We start from the raw sequence: 22,764 nt of genomic DNA, 5'->3' as shown, positions 1-22,764 counted from the left end.
ATCAGTTGGCCACCACGTTCACCAGTTTGCCGGGGACCACGATAACCTTGCGCACCGTCGCTCCCTCGGTAAAGCGCATGACATTCTCGTTTTCCAGGGCCAGCTTTTCGAGGTCCGCCTTACTGATGTCGGCAGGCACGTCTTCTTTGGCCCGCACCTTGCCATTCACCTGCAGTACCACCTGGATCTGGCTGCGAACCATGGCGGCTTCATCGGCTTTTGGCCAGGGTGCATCAACCACGGGCTCCTGGTGGCCGAGCGCCTGCCAGAGGGTGTGGCAGATGTGCGGGACGATCGGCGACAGCACAAGCACTGCGGTGTCCAGCGCTTCCTGGCGTACCGCACGGGTCTGGGGTTCGTCACCCTGCAGTTTGCCGACCTCGTTAAGCAGCTCCATCACCGCGGCAATGGCCGTGTTGAAGGTCAGCCGACGGCTGATGTCGTCACTGACTTTGGCAATGGTTTCGTGAGTCTTGCGCCGCAGGTTTTTCTGGTCATCGTTCAGGCTTGCCGCGTCCAGAGCGGGTGCTGGGCCAGCGACGGCGTGTTCGTTCACCAGTCGCCAGACCCGCTTGAGGAACCTGTGTGCGCCTTCAACACCGCTGTCGGACCACTCCAGGGACTGTTCTGGCGGGGCCGCAAACATCATGAACAGGCGAACCGTATCGGCGCCGTGCTCATCAATAATAGCCTGGGGATCGATACCGTTGTTCTTGGACTTGGACATCTTGGTGACGCCGCCGGAAACTACCGGCTCACCATCTTCCCGGTGTACTGCTCGAACGGGCTGACCCTTTTCGTCACGCTCGACGGTCACGTCGGCGGGCGAAATCCATACCTTGCCGCCTTTGCCATCGTCGCGGTAATAGGTCTCCGCCAGAACCATGCCCTGGCAAAGCAGCCGGTTGAATGGCTCTGAACTGGTTACCAGCCCGACATCCCGCAAGAGCTTGTGGAAGAAGCGGGCGTAGAGCAGGTGCAGGATCGCGTGTTCAATGCCACCGATGTACTGATCCACTGGCAACCAATAGTTGGCCGCGGACGGGTCCAGCATGCCCTGGTCGTAATTGGGGCTGCAGAACCGCGCGTAGTACCAGGAGGACTCCATGAACGTATCAAAGGTGTCGGTTTCCAGCGTCGCCGGCTGGCCGTTGAACTCCGTCTTGCACCACTCAGGGTCGGCCTTGATGGGAGACTGGACACCGTCCATTTCCACATCTTCCGGCAGACGTACCGGCAGCTTGTCATCGGGCACCGGCATCTCTGTGCCATCTTCCAGGGTCATCATCGGGATCGGTGCACCCCAGTAACGCTGGCGGGATACGCCCCAGTCGCGCAGGCGGTAGTTGACGGTGCGCTTGCCGATATTCTGTTCTTCCAGGTAGCTGGCAATCTCGTCGAAGGCTTCCTCGCTGGTCAGGCCGCTGTATTTGCCAGAAGACACCAGTGTGCCTTTTTCGGAAAACGCTTCTTCCTGCACATCAATCTCGCGGCCATCGCGGGCGGCAATAACCTGCTTGATGGGCAGCTTGTATTTGCGGGCAAACTCATGGTCTCGCTCGTCGTGGCCAGGAACCGCCATCAGGGCACCGGTGCCGTAGTCAGTCAGCACGAAGTTGGCGACCCAGATCGGGATCTCTTCCTGGGTCAGCGGGTGAATTGCCTTGAAACCGGTGTCGATGCCGCGCTTTTCCATGGTGGCCAGCTCGGCCTCCGCAGTCTTGCTGTTTCGGCACTCCTCGACAAACTCAGCCACGTCCCGATGGCGCTCCGCCGCCTCTTTCGCCAGCGGATGCTCTGCGGCCACGGCCATGTAGCTCACACCCATCAGGGTGTCGGGGCGCGTAGTGTAAACGGTCAGGCCACTGTCCCGGTCTTTCAGCGGGAAGGTCAGCTCGGTACCTTCAGACTTGCCGATCCAGTTGCGCTGCATGGTCTTGACCTGCTCAGGCCAGTCTTCCAGCTGGTCCAGATCGTTCAGCAGCTCTTCGGCGTAATCGGTAATGCGGATAAACCACTGGGGAATCTTCTTCTGTTCCACCAGGGCCCCGGAACGCCAGCCCCGGCCATCCACAACCTGCTCGTTGGCCAGAACCGTCTGATCCACCGGGTCCCAGTTCACCGTGGACATCTTCTTGTACACCAGCCCCTTTTCGTAAAGGCGTGCGAAGAACCACTGCTCCCAACGGTAGTAATCCGGCTTGCAGGTAGCCAGCTCCCGGTCCCAGTCGTAACCAAAGCCCAGCTGCTTGAGCTGATTCTTCATATATTCGATGTTGGCGTAGGTCCACTTGGCCGGTGCGGTCTTGTTGGCAATGGCGGCGTTCTCGGCGGGCAGACCAAATGCATCCCAGCCCATGGGCTGCATCACGTTCTTGCCCTGCATGCGCTGATAGCGGGAAATCACATCGCCGATGGTGTAGTTACGGACATGCCCCATGTGCAGCTTGCCACTGGGGTAGGGGAACATGGACAGGCAGTAGTACTTGGGCTTGCCCGGCTCTTCCTTGACCATAAAGGTCTTGTTCTCTTCCCAGAAATCACGGGCATTCTGTTCTACGTCACGGGGATTGTATTGCTCGTCCATTCCTGCCATTACCGAAATTACCTTGTGTGGAAAAATAAAAGCCTGTATCAAAAATCACGTCCGGAGCGGGCCGAACATTCTAACGCACACTAGCCTTTACAGGTAGTCTGCCAATTTTCTGTTCTTGTGCCAGACTTATAGTCATGGGGGAGGTTCTGGCGGGGGATGGCTTCCCGCGACACGCCGTGAATACGTCCGTGTAGGCTTGATCGCAGCATCCATGCTGCTCACAGTCCCGGGAAGCCATCCCCGCCAGAACCCCAGACAAAGTCAGTGGAGTCAACAGGCGTGTTCCAGAGGTTTGGGAACCGTGATGGGGGCCTTCGTGCCGGGACTGTCTGCAGCATGGATGCTGCAGTCAAGCTTACAGGGATGTATTTACAGCGTGTCCCGGCACGAAGGCCCCCAGCGCGGCTCTTGCACCTGACTGCGGTATTCAAGGAGTCGATATGACACAACCAGAAAGAAGTCATCTCTCAGGCAAGGCACTGGAAGTTTACGACCGTATGCTGGAGCGGGTAAAAACGCGTCTCCATGACCTGGAAGAAACATCGCTCCAGAACCTCGAAGAAGAGGTCCAGAAAGCGGTGGAGTTTGAGTACGAACTCGAGGAAATGACCCGGGATGAGGCAAACCTCCTGGGTGCTTATCTGCAGCGGGATCTTGAACACCTGCTGCATTTTGTCGAGGAGACTGGTGAAGGCCTGAGCGAATGGTTGCAGCTTGATATCGCGCTGCTGGAACACCAGTTGGCGGACAGTTTGTTCTCGGTTGCTGATAAAACCGTCGTCGACTTTCTGGAACTCAGACAGAAACTGGAAAACAAGGAAGTGGGCCAGTACATTTCAGGCGAGGTGGCTACTGCTGGCATGTTCCAGTGCCTGAACTGCGGGCATATGCGCTGCCTGACAGCCACCAGCCACCTTGAACCCTGTGAAGCCTGCGGCTCCCACTACTACGAGCGGGTTACGAGCCGCTGGCCGAAACAGGAGGAATGACCCGCTCCCGGACAAAGACAATCAGAATGACCGCCAGGGTCAGGACGGGCCAGGAGCCGGTCTGCATGTAAGGCGTGCTGCCGGTGGCGGTGAATACCTCGCCAGTCAGGGTGGCGCGCTCGAAATGGGGGATGGTTTCGGTCAGCTGACCGCGGTTGTTAATGATCGCGGTGACGCCATTGTTGGTGCCGCGGAGCATGTAACGACCCGTCTCCAGAGCCCGCATTCTGGCAATCTGCAGGTGTTGCAACGGGCCAATGGAGTCGCCGAACCAGCCATCGTTGCTGATGGTCAGTAGCAGGCCCGCGCCCCGGGCATTGAAGGCGACGAAATCCGGGTAGGCGACCTCGTAGCAAATGAATGGCATCACATTGACGCCATTGGCCTTGAGTGGATCCTGCCACGCCGGTCCCCGGCTGAAATCGCTCATTGGCAAATCGAAGAAACCGATCAGGCCCCGCAGCACGCTTTGCAGTGGCACGTACTCGCCGAAAGGCACGAGCTTCTGCTTGTGGTAGATCCCTTCGCCATTGCCGATGGCCATGATGCTGTTGTGAAACGTGAAATCTTCAATACGGTCACTGAAGCCGTACCAGGGTATCCCGGTAATCAGCGTACTGTTGTCGCCCAGCTGTTCACTGATGTGATCAATGATCTTGCCAGCCTGGTCCTGAGGGATCGGAATGGCGGTCTCGGGCCACAGGATCAGATCCGTGTCCCAGTGATCCTCGGTCATGCCGAGGTAGGTAACGATCTGATCCTTCAGGAACTCGGGATCCCATTTGATCTGCTGGGGAATATTGCCCTGCATGGCGGCAAACGAGGTAGGCTCCTCGTTTAGCTCCGTCCACTCGACACGGTTCATGGCCGGGGCAATCAGCCAGGGAATCAGCGCCACCGCAAGAGTGATGCCTGCAGCAACCGGCTTGGCGTGTTTCAGGAGCCACCAACTCCCGTAGAGTGCGGCCCCTGTGGCCGTTATCCAGAAAGTGATGCCATGCACGCCGGTCAGAGGTGCCAGCCCGGCGAGCGGTCCGTCCGTGTGTGCTGTGCCCAGATACAGCCAGGGAAAACCGGTAAGCAGCCAGCCCCGAAGCCAGTCGCCAAGTATCCAGATAGCGGGAAACAGTATCAGACGCCGGGCGGGACTCTCCTTGGCAAGCTTGCCCCAGAACCAGAACGCCAGACCGTGGAACAGCGCCAGCCCTGCAACAAAGAGAACCGTCAACAAAACGGCAATCGGAATGGCGGTATTACCGTGTTCGCTGATACTGACGTAGACCCAGCTGGCGCCGCTGCCGAACAGCCCCAGGCCAGTAAGCCAACCGGCCCGGAAGAGCTTCTCTGGAGCCAGCGGAACCGTCACGAGGAGAATAAGAAGGACTGAAACCGGTCCCAGCCACCAGAGGTTGAACGGTGAAAAGGTCAGGGTTTGCATGGCGCCGGCAACCAGAAGGGTTGCTGCGCCAAGTAATGCGTTTGAGGAAAGCGGGGTCTTCAGCGCTCTAGTATTTTTCGCGTCACTGTTCACTTCGGGTTACCTGCAGCAGACGGATTACACGGTTATCGGCGTTGGCAATGGTAAAGCGCAAACCGCCGAATTCAACCGATTCGCCCCGTCTGGGCAGGTGTCCGAATTCCTTGAGAACCACGCCACCGATGGTGTCGAATTCCTCTTCGTCCAGTTCGGTCTCGAAGAACTCATTAAAATCATCAATGGGTGTTACCGCTTTTACGGCATAGCTGCCATCGCCCCGGGCCTTGATATGGGTCTCTTCATCGAAATCATGCTCATCTTCGATTTCGCCCACAATCTGTTCCAGCACGTCTTCAATAGTGATCAGGCCGGCCGTACCACCGTATTCATCGACCACAATCGCCATGTGGTTACGGTTTTCCTTGAATTCCTTGAGCAACTGGTTCAGACGCTTGCTCTCGGGTACGAAAGTGGGCGGGCGCAGAATTTCCCGGATACGATTCCAGTTGAGGTCGTTGTTCAGAGCCAGTGGAAGCAGATCCTTGGCAAGAAGAACGCCAATCACGTCGTCCTGGCTGTCCCCGATGACCGGGAACCGGCTGTGTGCAGAATCCATGATTTCGCCCAGGAACTCCTTGGGCTCCTGGGATGCCTTGACGGTGACCATCTGGGAGCGGGGAATCATAATCTCATCCACCCGCATGTCGATCACCTGCATGGCACCTTCGATGATGCTCATGGCATCAACATCGATGATGTTCTGGGACTCGGCGTCCCGCAGGATTTCCAGCACGTCCTCAACGGACTCAGGCCCGCTGGAGAAGGCCTGGGATATACGTTCCAGCCAGGACTTGCCGCCCTGACTGCGACTCGACTGATCGTCGCTCATGAGTCTTGTTCCGTTTCCTCTGCTTCGTAGGGATTGCCGAATCCGAGCTGCGCAAGCAGTCGGACTTCGAGGGCTTCCATGACCTCGGCATCTTCGTCTTCAATATGATCAAAACCCTGGAGATGCAACATGCCGTGCACCACCATGTGCGCCCAGTGGGCGACCAGGTTTTTTTTCCTGTTCCATGGCCTCTTTCTCGACAACCGGTGCACAAATCACCAGATCTCCGGCCAATGGCACCGTTATACCGGCTGGCGCCTCAAATGGGAAGGACAACACGTTGGTCGGGTAGTCCCGCCCACGGTACTGATGATTCAGGGCCTGGCTTTCTTCGGTTCCGACAATACGGACCGTCACCTCGGACGGATCCTCGCCCTGCCAGGCAAGTTGCGCCCATTTTTGAACCTGCGTCTCCGAAGGTATCCCCGGCGCCTCGAAAACCTGCTGAAAATCCACAGTCAGCTTATTCACTGGCCCGTCGCACTCCCGTCGTCAAAGGAATCGTAGGCTTCAACAATCCGCTGTACCAGCGGGTGCCGAACAACGTCCTTTGCTTCGAACCGTGTGAACCCAATACCCGATACCTTGCTCAGAACCCCGGCAGCGTGAATAAGCCCTGAATTCTGACCCCGTGGCAGGTCTACCTGAGTGGTGTCGCCGGTAATCACAGCCGTGGAGCCAAAGCCGATCCGGGTCAGAAACATCTTCATCTGCTCCCGGGTGGTGTTCTGGCTTTCGTCCAGAATGATGAACGAGTTGTTCAGCGTGCGGCCGCGCATGAACGCCAGCGGCGCAATCTCAATCACGCTTTTCTCAATCAGCCGGGTAACCTGGTCAAACCCAAGCATTTCATAAAGCGCGTCGTAAAGCGGGCGCAGGTATGGGTCGACCTTTTGCGCGAGATCGCCAGGAAGAAAACCAAGCTTCTCGCCGGCCTCGACCGCGGGCCGAACCAGCAAAATCCGCTTCACCTGCTCGTCTTTCAGAGCCTCAACGGCACAGGCCACCGCCAACCAGGTCTTGCCGGTACCCGCCGGCCCAATCCCGAAGTTGATATCGTGGGTGCGGATATTGTGCACATACTTCTGCTGATTCGCACCCCGCGGCTTGGCCTGAAGCTTGGGGGTCTTGATGACCGTCACAGCGCCATCGTAGGGCACGTCTTCGGGCAGGCGTTCAAAACCGGTTTCCCGGATATACAGATGCACGGTATCCGGAGGAAGGTCATCGGTAGCCTCGGTTTCCCGATAAAGATGCCGGATAACCTCAACGGCCGCCGCCACATGCTCGGTCTCACCCTCAACTCGGATATGATGGCCGCGCCTGCCGACTTTCACGTGCAGGCGTTTTTCAATCATCTTCAGGTTTTCATCAAACTGGCCACAAAGCGTCGCCAGCCGACGCTGGTCCACCGGGTGCAGGTCAAATTGTCTGTGATCGTTGGCGTTCAAAAGTGCTCCGTTTTGATTTACTCCCCCTGGTTTCTCGTTTGGGAGTAGGTGTTTCTATTTTTCGGTTAACGGGCAAGGGCCGGGCGGACTTTCCAAAAAACGCCCATGAATACGTCCATGTAGGGCTCGGTCGCGCCATCCCTGGCGCTCCACGTTTTTGGAAAGTCCGCCCGGCCCTTGCCCTGATTATTCTATGTGCAGGCCCGATTGTTGAAAAACAAGTAGGTCGGATTACGACTTCGTCTAATCCAACCTATGAATGCGCAGTTTCTACCAAGCAGACGGCTGTGCGGCCGACGGAGAGTGGTGCGTATCCCTTCCCAAAAATGTCGGCGGCCAAGGATGGCCGACGCCAAGCGCCCATGGATGTGCTCGTAGCGTTTTTTGGGAAGGGATACGCACCACTCGCCAAACTCCAAGCCCAAGACGAATAGGGAACAGGATTCAATAAAGCTCTGAGCTCACGGGCACACCGCGAAGTGAGTTGGGATAGGCCTCCACAATATTGACATCAATAAAGTGCCCGACAACCTCCGGATTCTCATGCCGGAAATTCACAATCCGGTTGTTCTCGGTACGCCCTGCGTATTCGCCAGGGTCTTTCTTGGACAGGCCAGTCACCAGAATCCGCTGGGTGCTGCCAACCATCTTGCGGCTGATGTCCATTACATTCTGGTTAAGGCGATCCTGCAGGATGCTAAGCCGCTGTTTCTTGATGTCCATCGGCGTATCGTCCGGCAGATCTGATGCCGGCGTGCCGGGCCGTGCGCTGTAGACGAAGCTGAAGGACATGTCGAAGCCGATGTCGTTGATCAGCTTCATGGTGTCTTCAAAGTCCTTCTCGGTTTCGCCCGGGAAGCCGATGATGAAGTCGGACGAAAAGCTGATGTCCGGGCGGATCTTGCGAAGGCGGCGGAGTTTGGATTTGTACTCCAGCGCTGTATGGCCACGCTTCATGGCCGCCAGAATGCGGTCGGAACCGCTCTGAACTGGCAGGTGCAGATGGCTGACCAGCTCCGGAACGCGCTCATAGACATCAATGAGAGCATCGGAGAACTCCACCGGATGGGATGTGGTGTACCGGATGCGATCAATGCCGTCGATGGTGGCGATCAGCTCAATCAGTTCCGCCAGGTCCATCGTGTCGCCGTCGTGGGTTTCGCCACGGTAGGCATTCACGTTCTGGCCCAACAGGTTAACCTCGCGAACACCCTGGCTGGCGAGGTGGGCCACTTCGGCGATCACATCGTCTGCCGGGCGGCTGACTTCTTCACCGCGGGTATAGGGCACCACGCAGAACGTGCAGTACTTGCTGCAGCCTTCCATGATTGAAACAAACGCGGAGGGGCCATCGGCGCCGGGCTCGGGCAGGTTGTCGAATTTTTCGATTTCCGGGAAGCTGACGTCCACCACGCCAACACCGTTACCCTTGGCGCGCACTTCGGTAATCATGTCCGGCAGGCGATGCAGGGTCTGGGGGCCGAAGACCATGTCCACGTAAGGTGCGCGGTCAATGATCGCCTGGCCTTCCTGGGAAGCCACACAGCCACCCACGCCGATGATCATTTCCGGCTTTTTGCTTTTCAGCTTTTTCCAGCGGCCAAGCTGGTGGAACACCTTCTCCTGGGCTTTTTCCCGAATGGAGCAGGTGTTCAGCAGCAGAATGTCGGCGTCATCGGGTGAATCGGTCATTTCGACGGTTTCACCGGTTTTGAGCAGGTCTGCCATGCGGGCAGAGTCATACTCGTTCATCTGACAGCCGTGGGTTTTGATGTACAGCTTCTTGGCCATGGGTCTCACGTAATCTAATGGATGTTGCGCCGGGAACTGGTGTTTGAAACGGGGCGCCAGCAAAAAGGAACTGCGTATTATAACGGGGTGCTTAAACTTCAACCACCTTTGTCTCGGCTAGTTGCTAGTCCGCTTGTGGTATTATTTTTGGTTATTTAAATCGACAATCAAGCCCGAACACGATCATGACCCCCGAACGCCTCGCCCGAATCAAACAAACCCTGAACACCCGGCAGCCGGACCTGAGCGTCCTAACCGACCAGGTCCACAAGCCCCGGAATCTGTCCGCCATCATCCGCTCCTGCGATGCGTTTGGCTTGGCGAACATGCACGTGGTCTGGCCAAAAGAAGGCTTCCGGGCATTTCGCAAAACCGCCGGTGGCAGCTACAACTGGGTAACAACCCACACCCACCGGAGCATGGACGAAGCGATCCAGAGTCTGAAAGTGCAGGGCCACAAGCTCTATGCGGCGCAGCTCTCCGACCGGGCTATCGATTTCCGGGATGTGGATTACACCCTGCCGTGCACGATAATCCTGGGTAACGAAGTGGATGGCGTCAGCGTCGATGCCGCGGCTCAGGCTGACGAGCACATCGTTATCCCAATGATGGGGATGGTGGAGTCGCTGAACGTATCGTCTGCCTGCGCGATTGTCCTGTCCGAAGCCCAGAGGCAGCGGAAGCTGGCCGGCATGTTCGATCAGCGCCGGATGCCGGATGACGAGTACAACCGCCTTTTATTCTGTTGGTGTCAGCCCACCGTCAAACGCTACTGCGACGACCGCAATTTGCCGTATCCGCCGATAGATCTGGAAACGGGTGAGTTGGTCGATGGTGTGGGCTGGATGCAGGAAGTAAGAAAGTTAAGGGCGAATCGCCCACGGTGGGATGACGAACCCAAAGTCACCGCAGATGAGCAATAAAAAGAAAATTACTCTTCTGTGAGATCGGTCCGGGGGTGGGAGGTCTTTTCTGTCGAGAAAAGATGTCTGAGCGAAGCGAGTTGCTTTTCCCAGGAGAAAAGGTCTCCCACCTCTGGACCAGCCCCCAAATCGAGCAGGCTACTTAGCAAAAGCTAGAGCCCATTACTCCTCGCGAGCCTCAAGATACCGCTGAAGCTGCTCCCGCAAAGCCTTGGGAAGCCGGGTAATCGTCAGGGCATCTTTGTCACGGTCATAGTAAATCGCCTGATTTACCAGGTCGGAAGAGAAGGACACGCTCATTCCGCCTCCCGAGCCTGCAATCCGTACCAACTTTTTCACTTTCCGGTGGTCCGGGTGCAGCACGCCGCTTTCCGGCAGTTCAGCAGTTTTTGAGGCAAACTCCTTGAAGCGTTGCGGCTCACTCTCGTCCAGGTAGCCGGACAATGCCTCGATTTCGACCGGCTCGCCCAGGGCATGCTGCTCCTTACAGAACTCATAGGCCTTGTTGCGAACCTCGCCGGCTTTTTCGGGCTCCGAGGACTTCGCGAAGGCCTCGACCGCGTCCAGGAAGGTCATGGTTTCCTTTTCCACATCCACCTGATTGGTAAACCCGCACAAACGGATAAACAGCTCGCCCGGCTCGCCGGTGCCGCGGCCGTGGACCAGTGTCAGATAGTTTTCCGCCGGGTTGTTACCCCGCCAGTCATCCAGCTCGATGCGAACCGCCAGATTCAAACGGGACAGACTGAGAACGTCGGTGGCATCCAGTGACTGGTTGCCATCGAAGCGCATGGCGCTGTCGGTTTCCAGGATAAACAGGTAAACCACCTCGGCGTCCGCCAGGGCATCATGGACAATCATCAGGTGGCCATCGAACTCTTCCTGACTGCCGGTCAGGAGCTCCTGCCACTGTCCGAACAGGCGGTCGGTCATGGCGCCGAAGGTTTGCTTGTCTTCCAGGTAGTCTTTCAGCCAGGCGCTGAACGGGCACTCGCCCAGATCTTCGGAAAACCGGCCGTATTTCTTACCGGGCTTGCTGTTGAACAGGCGCTTCATCTGCTTGTGCAGGCCCTCGTAATCGCCACCGGGCTCCTGCAGGGCCTCACCGGTCACAAGGCGGGCAGGCTGGCCCGGCTGGTACTGGCTGGCGAAGGCAGTGCGGAGGTGTTTGATGGCCATTTTTGCAGCTCCTGTTGATTAGTGCGGTTGGCTCAGAGGTGCGGGATTGTGCCATGAGTTGGCTTTCGATTCATTGGTAGCTTTCTGGTTTTGGTGGCGGGCCGCAGGGCAGGTGATTCTTTTTCTTCCGAAAAAACAACTCGCTTCGCTCAGACATTTTTTTCTACAGAAAAAGAATCACCTACCCCACGTCCACGGGCCTCTCAATGGTCCGCCAAAAAAATTAATGTTTGCCGTACTTTTGCTTAGGGAAGTAACGCCAGAGAACGCCGGCGGTGGGGTGGGGGTATCTTTTTCTGCCGGGAAAAGATGTCTGAGCAAAGCGAGTTGCTTTTCACAAAGAAAAAGATACCCCCACCCCGGCGCCAGCCACCGAAGCAGGGATATCTCTCATGTACTCAGAAGTCAGGAATCAAACCCGCTTGCTGCGAATCAACTCCTGAACAAGTTTGCCAACAGCCTCAGGGATCTCCTGCTCGTTGTCGGCGGTTATTGCGGCGTTGGCGATGTCAGTGCCCAGGTTAACGGCAATGGCAACCAGGCCGTGGGAAGTCAGAAGCTGGGCCACGCGGCGGCGTTCGTCGGCATCGCCGGCGTTTTCTTCGGTGACCACCACGGCGGTTTTGCCCTGGTCGAACAGCGCACGCTCAACGGCGAGGGCCAGTGCCGGCGCCTGGCGACCATTACAGGCAATGATGGCCGGTTTCTGGGCCAGTCGGCGCTCGCGTTCTTCCACAGAAACCGGATCGAGCGATTCGCCGGAATCTGCCAGGCCGGCCACCATGCCTGCACCGATGGTGACGTTGGAGAGCCGGTCGATCACGATGAAGCTGCCTGTGGCGTGGTTGCGCTGGTAGGCGTCGAAGGCGATCGGCTGGTTCAGGGTCAGCTCGCACAGGCCGATTTCGTTCAGCTGGAGCTGGCTTGGGTTGGCCTGCTGTTCCAGGGTGTTTACGTCGGTCTGGTGGTGGATCTTTTTCACCGTGCCGGAGGTAAAGGTCGGTCCCAGCTTGATGTCGTACAGCCGGCCGGTTTCCAGGGGGGCGTCGGTCATCCAGACGATATTGGCGTTGAAGCGGTTGCCCACTTCCGGCTCATCTTCGACCTTTACCAGCATATCGCCGCGACTGATGTCGATTTCATCGGTCAGGGTGAGGGTAACCGCCTGGTCAATATAGGCCTCTTCAAGATTGCCATCGAAGGTGACAACTTCCTTGACCGTGCTGGTCCGCCGCGAGGGCAGGGCCATCACTTGTTCGCCGGGGCGGATCACGCCGGAGGCGATGGTGCCGCAGAAGCCCCGGAAATTGAGGTTCGGTCGGGTAACGTACTGAACCGGGAAGCGGAAATGCTCCAGGTTCTTGTCCCGGCCCACTTCCACGGTTTCGAGAATCTCCATCAGGGGCTGGCCGGTGAACCAGGGTGTGTTCTCGCTTTTGTTTACCACGTTGTCGCCTTCAAGGGCGGACAGCGGTACAAAACGGATATCTTTCAGGCCCAGCTTGGCGGCAAACGCCAGGTAATCGTCTTTGATTTCGTTGAAGCGCTCTTCGCTGAAATCCACCAGATCCATCTTGTTCACGGCCACTACGATGTGCCGAATACCCAGCAGAGACGCGATGTAGGAATGGCGCCGGGTTTGGGTGAGAACACCGTGGCGGGCGTCGATCATCAGGATCGCGACCTGGGCGGTAGACGCGCCGGTGGCCATGTTACGGGTGTACTGTTCATGGCCCGGGGTGTCAGCGATGATGAACTTGCGCTTGTCGGTAGAGAAGTACCGGTAGGCCACATCGATTGTGATGCCCTGTTCGCGCTCAGCCTGCAGGCCGTCGACCAAGAGGGCAAGGTCGAGTTTCTCGCCCGTCGTTCCCATCTTGGCGCTGTCGGTTTTCAGGCTGGCCATGTGATCTTCGTAGATCATCTTGGTGTCATGGAGCAGGCGGCCGATCAGGGTGCTCTTGCCGTCATCCACGCTACCGCAGGTGAGCAGGCGCAGGAGTTCCTTGTTTTCGTGCTGCTTCAGGTAGGCCTGAATATCTTCTGCAATCAGATCAGACTGGTGTGACATCTTAGAAATACCCTTCCCGCTTTTTCTGTTCCATGGAGCCGGCTGAATCGTGGTCGATTACCCGACCCTGGCGCTCGGAGCTCTTGGCCAGCAACATTTCCTGGATAATGTCAGGAAGCGTGTTGGCTTCGGATTCGATGGCGCCCGTCAGCGGGTAGCAGCCCAGGGTCCGGAAGCGAACCGATTTCATCATTGGTTTCTCGCCTTCCTTCAATGGCATGCGGTCGTCGTCCACCATGATCAGGGTGCCATCGCGCTCAACGACCGGGCGTTCGGCGGCATAGTAGAGCGGAACGATGTCGATGTTCTCAAGGTAGATGTATTGCCAGATATCCAGTTCCGTCCAGTTGGACAGCGGAAACACCCGGATACTCTCGCCCTTGTTGATCTTGCCGTTGTAGATATTCCACAACTCGGGACGCTGGTTCTTGGGATCCCAGCGATGGTACTCATCCCGAAACGAATACACGCGTTCCTTGGCCCGGGATTTTTCCTCGTCTCGGCGGGCACCGCCGAAGGCTGCATCAAACTTGTACTTGTCGAGCGCCTGTTTCAGGGCCTGGGTCTTCATGACATCGGTATGTTTCGCGCTGCCGTGAGTAAACGGCCCGATTCCCTGGTCCACGCCTTCCTGGTTGGTGTGCACAATCAGGTCGAGGCCGAACTTCTCAGCGACGTTGTCCCTGAACTTGATCATGTCCCGGAATTTCCAGGTGGTATCAATGTGCATCAACGGAAAGGGCGGCTTACCCGGGTAAAAGGCCTTAAGGGCCAGGTGAAGCATTACCGCGGAGTCCTTGCCGATGGAATACAGCATTACCGGATTGTCGAACTCGGCTGCCACTTCCCGGATGATGTGGATGCTTTCCGCTTCCAGCTGTTTCAGGTGCGTGAGGTTGTATGTGGTCATGATAATCCGTTGCCGCCGTGCGGGCCGTGTTGGCTGTGCGAATGAATACGGCAACTATACCAGAGGGGATAAGGGCATAAGAAGACGGCCAACTAGACATTGGCGTTATAACAATATAGCAGTGGTGGGACCTGGTCGTTCGTCAGCCGGCAGGTCGAGGTCAGGCCGGATTGCGGGAGTCAGCCAACAGTTTGGCAACGTATCGATCGACGTAATCGAAGCCGTTACCTTCAAACTCAGCGAACTGGATGCCCAGCTGAAACTCGTCCCTTGCGATGCGTCGCATGTGAACGATGTTGCCGTCGGCAATAATGGAAACCGGTTGCGTTGCAACCACGGGCACGGAGAATCGGGTCTTCACGGCAATCCAGTGTCCTGGAGCCGGGGCCTTTTGCTCGGGAATGAGTTGTTTCACCGTTTCCTGATTACAGGAAATCATGACGCCCGTGCGGGAGAGATTGGATACCGAACAGGTCAGGCAGCAGCCGTCCGATTTCTCAATAGTAATGTCGGTGGCTACGTCCACTCGCTGTTGGTTGCGCAAATTCAATTTGGCGGCGACAGGTTTCATGTTGACTCTTCTGGCGTGTCTGGTTGCGAATGATGCTGCCTTTCCCATAAATCCCTTCCAGAAAAACACTTAAACGCATGATAAGCGAATGAAAGTGTAGTTGTTTACTTTGTGATCAGCAAGAAGCCTGCCGCCTATAGTGGCAGATTTGTTAAATCTTTCTGAACAAGACGTCACAAATTTTGACGTCCGTCAGTTTCCATCGGTTCCAATACTCGTCGGACTTTTGCTGCAGGCGGTCCCTGAGCTGGTGTAAAATATAGCCCTCCATTCATTTGTGGGCTCGCGCTGAGCTCCGGGAATTTCAAGCCTTCTATGACAGATAACACCCAGACCCCAGCCTCGTCCGGCAACGGCAAAGTCGGTTTCATCAGCCTCGGTTGTCCCAAGGCTCTCGTCGACTCCGAGCGCATTCTCACGCAGCTCAGGCTGGACGGCTACGACGTTGTCCCGTCCTATGACGACGCCGACATTGTTGTGGTCAACACCTGCGGATTTATCGATGCCGCCAAACAGGAGTCGCTTGATGCGATCGGTGAGGCCATCAGCGAAAACGGCAAGGTGATTGTCACCGGTTGTATGGGTGTAGAGGCCGACAAGATTCGCGATACTCACCCGGGTGTTCTGGCGGTTTCCGGCCCCCACGCCTATGAAGAAGTGGTCGGCGCGGTTCACCAGTTCGTTCCGCAGAAAAAGCAGCACGATCCGTTCACCGACCTGGTTCCGCCGCAGGGAATCAAACTGACTCCGCGGCACTACGCCTACCTCAAGATCTCCGAGGGTTGTAACCATCGCTGCACCTTCTGCATCATCCCCTCCATGCGCGGTGATCTGGTCAGCCGGCCCATTGGCGATGTAATGGACGAAGCCCAGCGCCTGGTGGATGCCGGTGTAAAAGAGCTCTTGGTCATCTCCCAGGATACCTCCGCCTACGGCGTCGACACCAAATACCGCACCGGTTTCTGGCAGGGGCGGCCGCTCAAGACCAAGATGCAGTCACTGTGCGAAGCGCTCGGCGAAATGGGCGTGTGGGTACGCCTGCACTACGTTTATCCCTATCCCCATGTCGACGACATCATTCCGCTGATGGCCGAGGGAAAAATCCTGCCGTACCTGGACATCCCGTTCCAGCACGCCAGCCCGAAAGTACTCAAGGCCATGAAGCGCCCGGCCCACGACAGCAAAACTCTGGAGCGCATCCGCAAATGGCGTGAGATCTGCCCCGAGCTCACCATCCGCTCCACCTTCATCGTCGGTTTCCCCGGCGAAACCGAGGAAGACTTCCAGTACCTGCTGGACTGGCTGGATGAAGCCCAGCTGGATCGCGTAGGCGCGTTCAAATACAGCCCGGTCGAAGGTGCCAAGGCCAACGAGCTAGAAGGTGCTGTTTCGGAGGAAGTCAAAGAAGAACGTCTGGCCCGTTTTATGGAAAAACAGGCAAAGATTTCAGCGGCTCGTTTGCAAGCCAAGATCGGGCAGACGATCGATGTGCTGATCGATGAGGTCGACGAGGAAGGAGCGATTGGCCGATCAAAGGCCGATGCGCCGGAGATAGACGGTATGGTCTATCTCAACGATGAGACCGATCTTGTTCCGGGTGAGATTGTTCAGGCCGTGGTTGAGCATGCCGACGAGCATGACCTCTGGGCTCGTTTGGTCTGAACTACCGAGAGTTATCGAAGGGATCCATGGCCTAGGCGGGCAGCTTCTCCCAAAAATGTCGGCGGCCAAGGATGGCCGACGCCAAGCGCACATGGATGTGCTCGTAGCGGTTTTTGGGAGAAGCTGCCCGCCTAGGACTTCCCCCAAATGAGAAGGCTAGGGCCGCAACCAACAGTCACGGCCCAAAGCCAGCAGGCTATCCCCCAAGCTTGCGAACAAGAATCTCATTAAAGAGCTTGGGGTTCCCCTGACCCTTAGAGGCTTTCATCAGCGGCCCCATAAAGCCGCCAAGCATCTTCTTGCGCTTCTTCGGGTCTTCCTCGTTCTGATACTGCGCCACCTGATCCGGCATGCCCGCCAGAACCTCATCTACCATGGCTTCCAGGGCGCCGGTGTCAGACACCTGTTTGAGACCTTTGGCGTCGATGATCGCGTCAACGCTGTCGTTCTCACCAGACCACAGCGCCTCGAACACCTTCTTCGCGCCGGCGGATGAAATCGTATTGTCGGCAATCCGTACCACCAGATCGCCCAGCTGAGCGCCGCTGATGGGCGAATCGGCAACCGATTTTTCCTCTGCATTCAGGCGCGCAGAGAATTCGCCCTGGATCCAGTTGGCGACCAGTTTTGCGTCTTTGCCCTGGCTGGCCGCTTCTTCAAAGAAAGTGGCCAGTTTCGAGTCACCGCTGAGCAGGCCGGCGTCGTAGTCATTCAGACCGTACTGCTCCATAAAGCGGGCTTTGCGAGCGTCCGGCAGTTCCGGAAGGCTGTTACGAGCTTCCTCGATAAAGGAATCATCGATTTCCACCGGCAGCAGGTCCGGGCAGGGGAAGTAGCGGTAGTCGTTGGCTTCTTCCTTGGTGCGCATTGAGCGGGATTCGTCACGGTCGCCGTTGTACAGGCGGGTTTCCTGCACGATGTTGCCGCCGTCTTCCAGTATGTCCATCTGGCGCTCGACTTCGTGGGCGATGGCCTGCTCCATGAACCGGAAGGAGTTCAGGTTCTTGGTTTCGGTCCGCGTGCCCAGCGTGTCGGAGCCCTTCGGCTTCAACGAAATGTTGACGTCGAAACGCATGGAACCCTGGGACATATCGCCGTCGCAGATACCCAGTGACGTCACGATGCTGTGCAGCTTCTTGGCAAAGGCAACGGCTTCTTCCGCATTGTTCATATCCGGTTCGGTGACCACTTCGATCAGCGGGGTGCCTGCGCGGTTAAGATCGACGCCGGTCATGCCGTGGAAATCCTCGTGCAGGGATTTGCCGGCATCTTCTTCCAGGTGGGCGTGATGGATTCGAACGCGCTTGGTCTCACCGTTTGGCAGATCAATATCCACGAAACCGGGGCCGACAATCGGACGCTCCAGCTGAGTGGTCTGATAGCCTTTGGGCAGGTCCGGGTAGAAGTAGTTCTTCCGCTCGAATACCGAACGGCGCTCGATCTCCGCATTCACTGCCAGGCCAAACATGACCGCGTAGCGGAAAGCCTGCTCGTTGGGGACCGGCAGCGTGCCGGGCATGGCCAGGTCAACGGCGTTGGCCTGCGTGTTAGGCTCGGCGCCGTAAGCGGTGCTGGAGCCTGAAAAAATCTTGGTCTTGGTGGCGAGCTGAACGTGAATTTCCAGCCCGATCACAATGTCCCACTGCATAGTTGCTCTCTCCTGTAAGGGGGCCTGTCCCGGGCTTATTGCGGTTTGCGCTGGTGCCAGTCGGTCACCTGCTGGAATTGATGGGCGGCGTTCAGCAAACGGGCCTCGGAGAAATAATCCCCGATTATCTGAAGACCCACCGGGAGACCGTCCACGAAACCGGCCGGTACCGACATGGCCGGTACACCCGCCAGGTTGATGGCGATGGTGAATACGTCTTCCAGGTACATGGTCACAGGATCGCTGGTTTTTTCACCCTGAATAAATGCCGGCGAGGGCGTGGTGGGGCTCATCAGCACATCCACTTCCTTGAAGGCATTGATGAAATCCTGCTGGATCAGCCGCCGAACCTTCTGGGCCTTGAGATAATAGGCATCGAAATAGCCGGCCGAGAGAGCGTAGGTGCCCACGAGAATCCGACGTTTCACCTCTTCGCCAAAACCCTCCGCGCGGGAGCGGGTGTACAGATCCATGAGATCCTTCGGATTCTCGCAGCGATAGCCATAGCGCACACCGTCAAATCGCGACAGGTTGGCGGAGGCTTCGGCCGGTGCAATCACGTAGTAGGCGGCAATTGCCAGCTTCGCATTCGGCAGCGACACCTCTTTAACGGTAGCACCCAGCTTCTCGTATTCCTTTACCGCATTGCGAACCTGCTGCTCCATCGCCGGGCTTAGCTGATCGCTGAAATACTCCCGGGGCAGGCCGATTCTTAAACCTTTAAGGGGCTCGTTCAGCGTGGCGGTGTAATCCGGCACCTCGCGGTCAATAGACGTCGAGTCCTTCGGATCAAAACCTGCCATCACATTCAGCATCAGCGCATTGTCTTCCGCTGTGCGAGCCATGGTGCCGCCCTGGTCGAGACTGGAGGCAAAGGCAATCATCCCGTACCGGGACACCCGGCCATAAGTGGGCTTCAGGCCAGTAACACCACACAGTGCCGCCGGCTGACGGATCGAGCCGCCAGTATCCGTGGCGGTAGCTGCCGGAATCAGTCGAGCGGCAACCGCCGCAGCCGACCCGCCCGATGAACCGCCCGGCACCCGCTTATTACCTTCACTCAGGCCCCAAGGGTTGGTCACTGCGCCAAAATAACTGTTCTCGTTGGACGACCCCATGGCGAACTCATCCATGTTGGTCTTGCCCAGACATACGGCCCCTGCCTCACGGAAATTCGCCGTAACGGTCGCGTCGTAGGGCGGAACAAAGTTCTCCAGCATCTTCGAACCGCAAGTGGTCCGAACGCCGTTGGTGCAGAAAATGTCCTTGTGCGCGAACGGGACCCCCGTCCAGGGCGTCGCATTCCCCGCCGCACGCTGCTCGTCCGCGACGCGGGCATCAGCCAGCGCCTGCTCCTCGGTCACGGTAATAAAACTGTTGTACTTCGAATCTTCCCGCTTGATGCGGTCGAGGAACTCCTGGGTCAGCTCCACACTGGAAATCTTGCCGCTTTCCAGTTCCCGGGAAAGCTCTGCTACGGATTTGTTATGCATGACGTGTCCTTTCACTCGATCACTCGGGGAACCAGATAAAGCCCGTTCTCGGTTGCCGGCGCAATCGCCTGGAACGCTTCCCGCTGATTGGTCTCGGTTACCTCGTCAGCGCGCAGGCGCTGGACTGCATTCAACGGGTGGGCCATGGGCTCAACCGAGTCGGTGTCGGCGGCCGCCAGCTGATCCACCAGATCCAGAATATTGCCCAGATCCTTCTCCAGAGCCGAAACCTGCTCGTCATCCACACGAATGCGGGCGAGCACAGCGACTTTCTCAATGTCCTCACGGGAAATGGTCACGCATTGCCTCCCAGGTAAATGAAATGTCGTTAATAAATCTTTAGAGATTGAGGGCGAATCTAAAGTTCGGGGCCGGTCGGAGATTCCCTTTCAAAACTGTTGAGGGCCAGGGACGGCCCGAAACAAGCGCACATGGATGTGCTCGTAGCGTGTTTTGAAAGGGAATCTCCGGGCGGCCCTCCACCCAAGCCAAAAAATTAAAGCGGTATGGTAACAGATTCGAACAATGGCGGGAGGCCCCAGCCCATAAGGTAAATGTGTGAACCGTAAGGCTTGAGGCCCGTTAGCGCCTTGCCTGCAGGGGTGCTCACTGCTAAAGTTGCCGCATCTTTTCTTTGCGACTGCAACTCTCAGGTTGAAACTACACGAATGTTGATAAAAAGACTCCGAGGCATCTTCTCCAGCGATCTGTCCATCGACCTGGGCACCGCCAACACCCTGATCTACGTGCGTGAGCGCGGAATCGTGCTGAACGAGCCCTCGGTAGTGGCCATTCGCACCAACAATTCCCAGAAAATGGTTGCCGCTGTTGGCGCTGAAGCCAAGCGCATGCTCGGCCGTACCCCGGGCAACATTACCGCCATCCGCCCCATGAAAGACGGCGTGATTGCAGATTTTGTGGTAACCGAAAAAATGCTCCAGCACTTTATTCATAAGGTGCATGAGAACAGCTTCATTACCCCGAGCCCGAGAGTACTGGTGTGCGTGCCCAGCAAATCTACCCAGGTAGAGCGCAAGGCCATTCGCGAGTCGGCCCTCGGTGCTGGCGCCCGGGAAGTCTTCCTGATCGAAGAGCCCATGGCCGCCGCCATTGGTGCCGGTCTGCCGGTTGAAGAAGCCAGCGGATCCATGATCGTGGACATCGGTGGCGGTACCACCGAGATCGCCATTATTTCCTTGAATGGCATCGTTTACGCAGAGTCTGTGCGGGTTGGCGGTGACAAATTCGACGAAGCCATCGTTACCTACGTGCGTCGCAACTACGGCAGCCTGATCGGTGATTCTACCGCCGAGCGTATCAAGCACGAAATCGGTTGCGCATACGAAGGCCTCGAAATCCGTGAGATCGATGTGCGCGGTCGCAACCTCGCCGAAGGTGTGCCCCGGGCATTTACCCTCAACAGCGAAGAGATTCTCGACGCGCTGCAGGAATCCCTGGCGCAGATCGTTCAGACCGTCAAGAGTGCTCTGGAACAGTCTCCGCCCGAGCTGGCGTCCGACATTGCCGAGCGCGGTATTGTTCTGACCGGCGGCGGCGCACTACTGCGCGGGCTGGACAAACTGATCAGCGAGGAAACCGGCCTGCCGGTGATTATCGCTGAAGACCCGCTGACCTGTGTGGCCCGTGGTGGTGGCAAGGCGCTGGAAGTGATTGACCGGGGTGGCATCGGAATGTTCTCCCAGGAGGGATAATCCTGTGGGGAGGGCTCGCCATTAAAACCATCTTTGTCCAGGGGCCTGTTCCCGGCTTCAGACTCCTCATCGTTCTTCTCGTATCGGCAGCCCTGGTGGTTGCCGATGCGCGTTTCGACAAGCTCTCAACGGTGCGAAGTACCATTGCAACCGGTCTGGCACCCGTGTACTGGCTGGGGAATGCGCCCTACGAATTTTCCGACTGGTTCGCCGGGCTGTTTGAAAATAAACAGGATCTTCAGGAAGAGAATGAAGATCTCCGGGCCCGTTTGCTGATCCTCGAGCGTCGCGCCCTGAAATACGCCGCGCTTGCTTCCGAGAACAACGAGCTGCGCCGCCTGATGAACTCATCAGAAGTATTGGATGACCGCGTCATCGTTGGCGAGGTGGTCGGTGTCTCCCCGGATCCCTTTTCCCACGAGATTATTATCAACAAAGGGCGCAGTGACGGCTTGTCGCCGGGCCAGGCCATTCTGGACGCCCATGGTCTGATGGGCCAGGTGGTGCAGAGCAGCCAGATTACCTCCCGCGTCTTACTCGTCTCCGACAGCAGCCACGCCGTTCCGGTGGAGGTTGTGCGTAACGGTTTGCGCGCCATCCTGTTGGGTACCGGCGATACGGATACCCTGGATCTCGTTCATGTGCCGGATACGGCAGATATTCGCGAGGGCGACCTGCTTGTCAGTTCCGGTCTTGGTGGCCGTTTTCCGAGGGGCTACCCGGTCGCGGAAGTCAGTCGAATATCCAAGGAGCCGGGCGAACCTTTTGTCTCCATTGAAGCCACACCCAAGGCGCAACTGAATCAGAGCCGTCTGGTGCTGGTAGTATTCCCTCCGGAAAATGCCGCGCCGATCGAAACCGACGAGGGTGAGGGCGCATCCGCTGCCAACGTCGCCGAAGATGCCAGCCAGGGAGGGCAGGACTGATGTTGTCCGTAATCAGCTATCCGGTCTTTGTGCTTTCCGTGATCGTTGCCATGGTGTTCAGTATTTCCCTGTTTCCTGTGGGCTGGTTCGAGTTCCGCCCGGAGTGGTTAGGGCTGGTCGTTTTCTACTGGACATTCCGGGCTCCGGCCCAGTTCGGCATCCTGCTGGCCTGGTGTCTGGGCCTGCTTCTGGATGTGCTGGAAGCCACGCCTCTTGGCGTGAATGCCATGGCGATGGCCTTGATCGCTTTCCTGGTGCTTACTATCCACCAGCGTTTGCGCATGTATCCAATGCCCCAGCAGTGCCTGATGGTGTTCCTGTTGTTGGGCATCAATCAGATGCTGGTGCATTTTGTAAAGCAATTGCTGGGGGCTGATGATGCTGGCTTCAGCTACCTCTGGCCGGCCCTGACCAGCGCCCTGGTATGGCCGGTATTCTGTATCCTGCTGGACAACATTAACCGCAAACTGGGTTAG

The 22,764-nt window shown here is 57.4% G+C and carries 18 protein-coding genes and 1 pseudogene; 6 read left to right on the top strand and 13 right to left on the bottom strand.

Going from position 1 to position 22,764, the window contains the following annotated elements:
- Nucleotide 1: 1 nt before the first annotated feature.
- Complete coding sequence (leuS, locus tag HP15_RS12335) at nucleotides 2-2,587, bottom strand: leucine--tRNA ligase (RefSeq protein ID WP_014577768.1); 2,586 nt, start codon at nucleotides 2,585-2,587, stop codon at nucleotides 2-4.
- Nucleotides 2,588-3,036: 449 nt separating this feature from the next.
- Between leuS and HP15_RS12330 the strand changes: the two genes are divergently transcribed.
- A complete protein-coding gene (locus tag HP15_RS12330) occupies nucleotides 3,037-3,585 on the top strand; it encodes a zinc ribbon-containing protein (RefSeq protein ID WP_041645366.1) in 549 nt (182 codons plus the stop codon).
- On the opposite strand, the gene lnt is transcribed toward HP15_RS12330, so the two are convergent.
- From lnt to miaB, 5 genes and pseudogenes are all read right to left on the bottom strand, one after another.
- Nucleotides 3,554-5,116: an apolipoprotein N-acyltransferase gene (gene lnt, locus HP15_RS12325; protein WP_014577766.1), complete on the bottom strand. Its 1,563-nt coding sequence runs from the start codon at nucleotides 5,114-5,116 to the stop codon at nucleotides 3,554-3,556. The two genes, HP15_RS12330 and lnt, sit on opposite strands and share 32 nt — an antisense overlap.
- The gene (locus HP15_RS12320; RefSeq protein ID WP_008170107.1) at nucleotides 5,106-5,951 is read right to left on the bottom strand and encodes an HlyC/CorC family transporter; all 846 of its coding nucleotides are present in this window, start codon (nucleotides 5,949-5,951) and stop codon (nucleotides 5,106-5,108) included. The genes lnt and HP15_RS12320 overlap by 11 nt, the downstream gene beginning before the upstream one ends.
- Nucleotides 5,948-6,422: pseudogene (gene ybeY, locus HP15_RS12315) on the bottom strand (rRNA maturation RNase YbeY). Before ybeY ends, HP15_RS12320 begins: the two are co-directional and overlap by 4 nt.
- Entirely contained in the window at nucleotides 6,419-7,402 is a 984-nt protein-coding gene (locus tag HP15_RS12310; protein WP_014577763.1) for a PhoH family protein, read from the bottom strand. The pseudogene ybeY and the gene HP15_RS12310 overlap by 4 nt, the downstream one beginning before the upstream one ends.
- A gap of 444 nt (nucleotides 7,403-7,846) precedes the next feature.
- Nucleotides 7,847-9,193, bottom strand: a complete 1,347-nt coding sequence (miaB, locus tag HP15_RS12305; RefSeq protein WP_014577762.1) for a tRNA (N6-isopentenyl adenosine(37)-C2)-methylthiotransferase MiaB — start codon at nucleotides 9,191-9,193, stop codon at nucleotides 7,847-7,849.
- A gap of 185 nt (nucleotides 9,194-9,378) precedes the next feature.
- On the opposite strand from miaB, the gene trmH reads away from it, so the two are divergent.
- Nucleotides 9,379-10,116, top strand: a complete 738-nt coding sequence (gene trmH, locus HP15_RS12300; protein WP_014577761.1) for a tRNA (guanosine(18)-2'-O)-methyltransferase TrmH — start codon at nucleotides 9,379-9,381, stop codon at nucleotides 10,114-10,116.
- Between the two features lie 162 nt (nucleotides 10,117-10,278).
- Here trmH and HP15_RS12295 read toward each other — a convergent pair whose 3' ends face one another.
- From HP15_RS12295 to HP15_RS12280, 4 genes are all read right to left on the bottom strand, one after another.
- A complete protein-coding gene (locus tag HP15_RS12295) occupies nucleotides 10,279-11,295 on the bottom strand; it encodes a nucleoid-associated protein (RefSeq protein ID WP_014577760.1) in 1,017 nt (338 codons plus the stop codon).
- A gap of 412 nt (nucleotides 11,296-11,707) precedes the next feature.
- Entirely contained in the window at nucleotides 11,708-13,366 is a 1,659-nt protein-coding gene (gene cysN, locus HP15_RS12290) for a sulfate adenylyltransferase subunit CysN (RefSeq protein WP_014577759.1), read from the bottom strand.
- 1 nt (nucleotide 13,367) lies between these two features.
- Nucleotides 13,368-14,276, bottom strand: coding sequence for a sulfate adenylyltransferase subunit CysD (gene cysD, locus HP15_RS12285; protein ID WP_014577758.1), 909 nt, complete (start codon nucleotides 14,274-14,276; stop codon nucleotides 13,368-13,370).
- A gap of 160 nt (nucleotides 14,277-14,436) precedes the next feature.
- Nucleotides 14,437-14,847, bottom strand: a complete 411-nt coding sequence (locus HP15_RS12280; protein WP_008170127.1) for a PilZ domain-containing protein — start codon at nucleotides 14,845-14,847, stop codon at nucleotides 14,437-14,439.
- Between the two features lie 315 nt (nucleotides 14,848-15,162).
- Between HP15_RS12280 and rimO the strand changes: the two genes are divergently transcribed.
- The gene (gene rimO / locus HP15_RS12275; protein ID WP_014577756.1) at nucleotides 15,163-16,509 is read left to right on the top strand and encodes a 30S ribosomal protein S12 methylthiotransferase RimO; all 1,347 of its coding nucleotides are present in this window, start codon (nucleotides 15,163-15,165) and stop codon (nucleotides 16,507-16,509) included.
- Between the two features lie 196 nt (nucleotides 16,510-16,705).
- Here rimO and gatB read toward each other — a convergent pair whose 3' ends face one another.
- From gatB to gatC, 3 genes are read right to left on the bottom strand one after another with little or no spacing between them, the layout of a single operon-like run.
- Entirely contained in the window at nucleotides 16,706-18,157 is a 1,452-nt protein-coding gene (gene gatB / locus HP15_RS12270) for an Asp-tRNA(Asn)/Glu-tRNA(Gln) amidotransferase subunit GatB (RefSeq protein WP_014577755.1), read from the bottom strand.
- Between the two features lie 35 nt (nucleotides 18,158-18,192).
- Nucleotides 18,193-19,650, bottom strand: coding sequence for an Asp-tRNA(Asn)/Glu-tRNA(Gln) amidotransferase subunit GatA (gene gatA / locus HP15_RS12265; protein WP_014577754.1), 1,458 nt, complete (start codon nucleotides 19,648-19,650; stop codon nucleotides 18,193-18,195).
- A gap of 11 nt (nucleotides 19,651-19,661) precedes the next feature.
- Nucleotides 19,662-19,949, bottom strand: coding sequence for an Asp-tRNA(Asn)/Glu-tRNA(Gln) amidotransferase subunit GatC (gatC, locus tag HP15_RS12260; protein WP_014577753.1), 288 nt, complete (start codon nucleotides 19,947-19,949; stop codon nucleotides 19,662-19,664).
- A 372-nt stretch (nucleotides 19,950-20,321) separates the two neighbouring features.
- Between gatC and HP15_RS12255 the strand changes: the two genes are divergently transcribed.
- Genes HP15_RS12255 through mreD form a run of 3 tightly spaced genes read left to right on the top strand, consistent with a single transcriptional unit; the run spans nucleotide 20,322 to nucleotide 22,764 of the window.
- Entirely contained in the window at nucleotides 20,322-21,362 is a 1,041-nt protein-coding gene (locus HP15_RS12255) for a rod shape-determining protein (protein WP_008170134.1), read from the top strand.
- Between the two features lie 29 nt (nucleotides 21,363-21,391).
- Complete coding sequence (mreC, locus tag HP15_RS12250; RefSeq protein ID WP_081449838.1) at nucleotides 21,392-22,288, top strand: rod shape-determining protein MreC; 897 nt, start codon at nucleotides 21,392-21,394, stop codon at nucleotides 22,286-22,288.
- Nucleotides 22,288-22,764 (top strand): rod shape-determining protein MreD, encoded by a 477-nt coding sequence (mreD, locus tag HP15_RS12245; protein ID WP_014577750.1) that lies wholly within the window; start codon nucleotides 22,288-22,290, stop codon nucleotides 22,762-22,764. Before mreC ends, mreD begins: the two co-directional genes overlap by 1 nt.

It is taken from the genome of Marinobacter adhaerens HP15 (genome assembly GCF_000166295.1).
In the GTDB taxonomy this organism is placed as follows: domain Bacteria; phylum Pseudomonadota; class Gammaproteobacteria; order Pseudomonadales; family Oleiphilaceae; genus Marinobacter; species Marinobacter adhaerens.
Note: the sequence above shows the minus strand (reverse complement) of the source record. Positions and strands in the feature narration are given on the sequence as shown.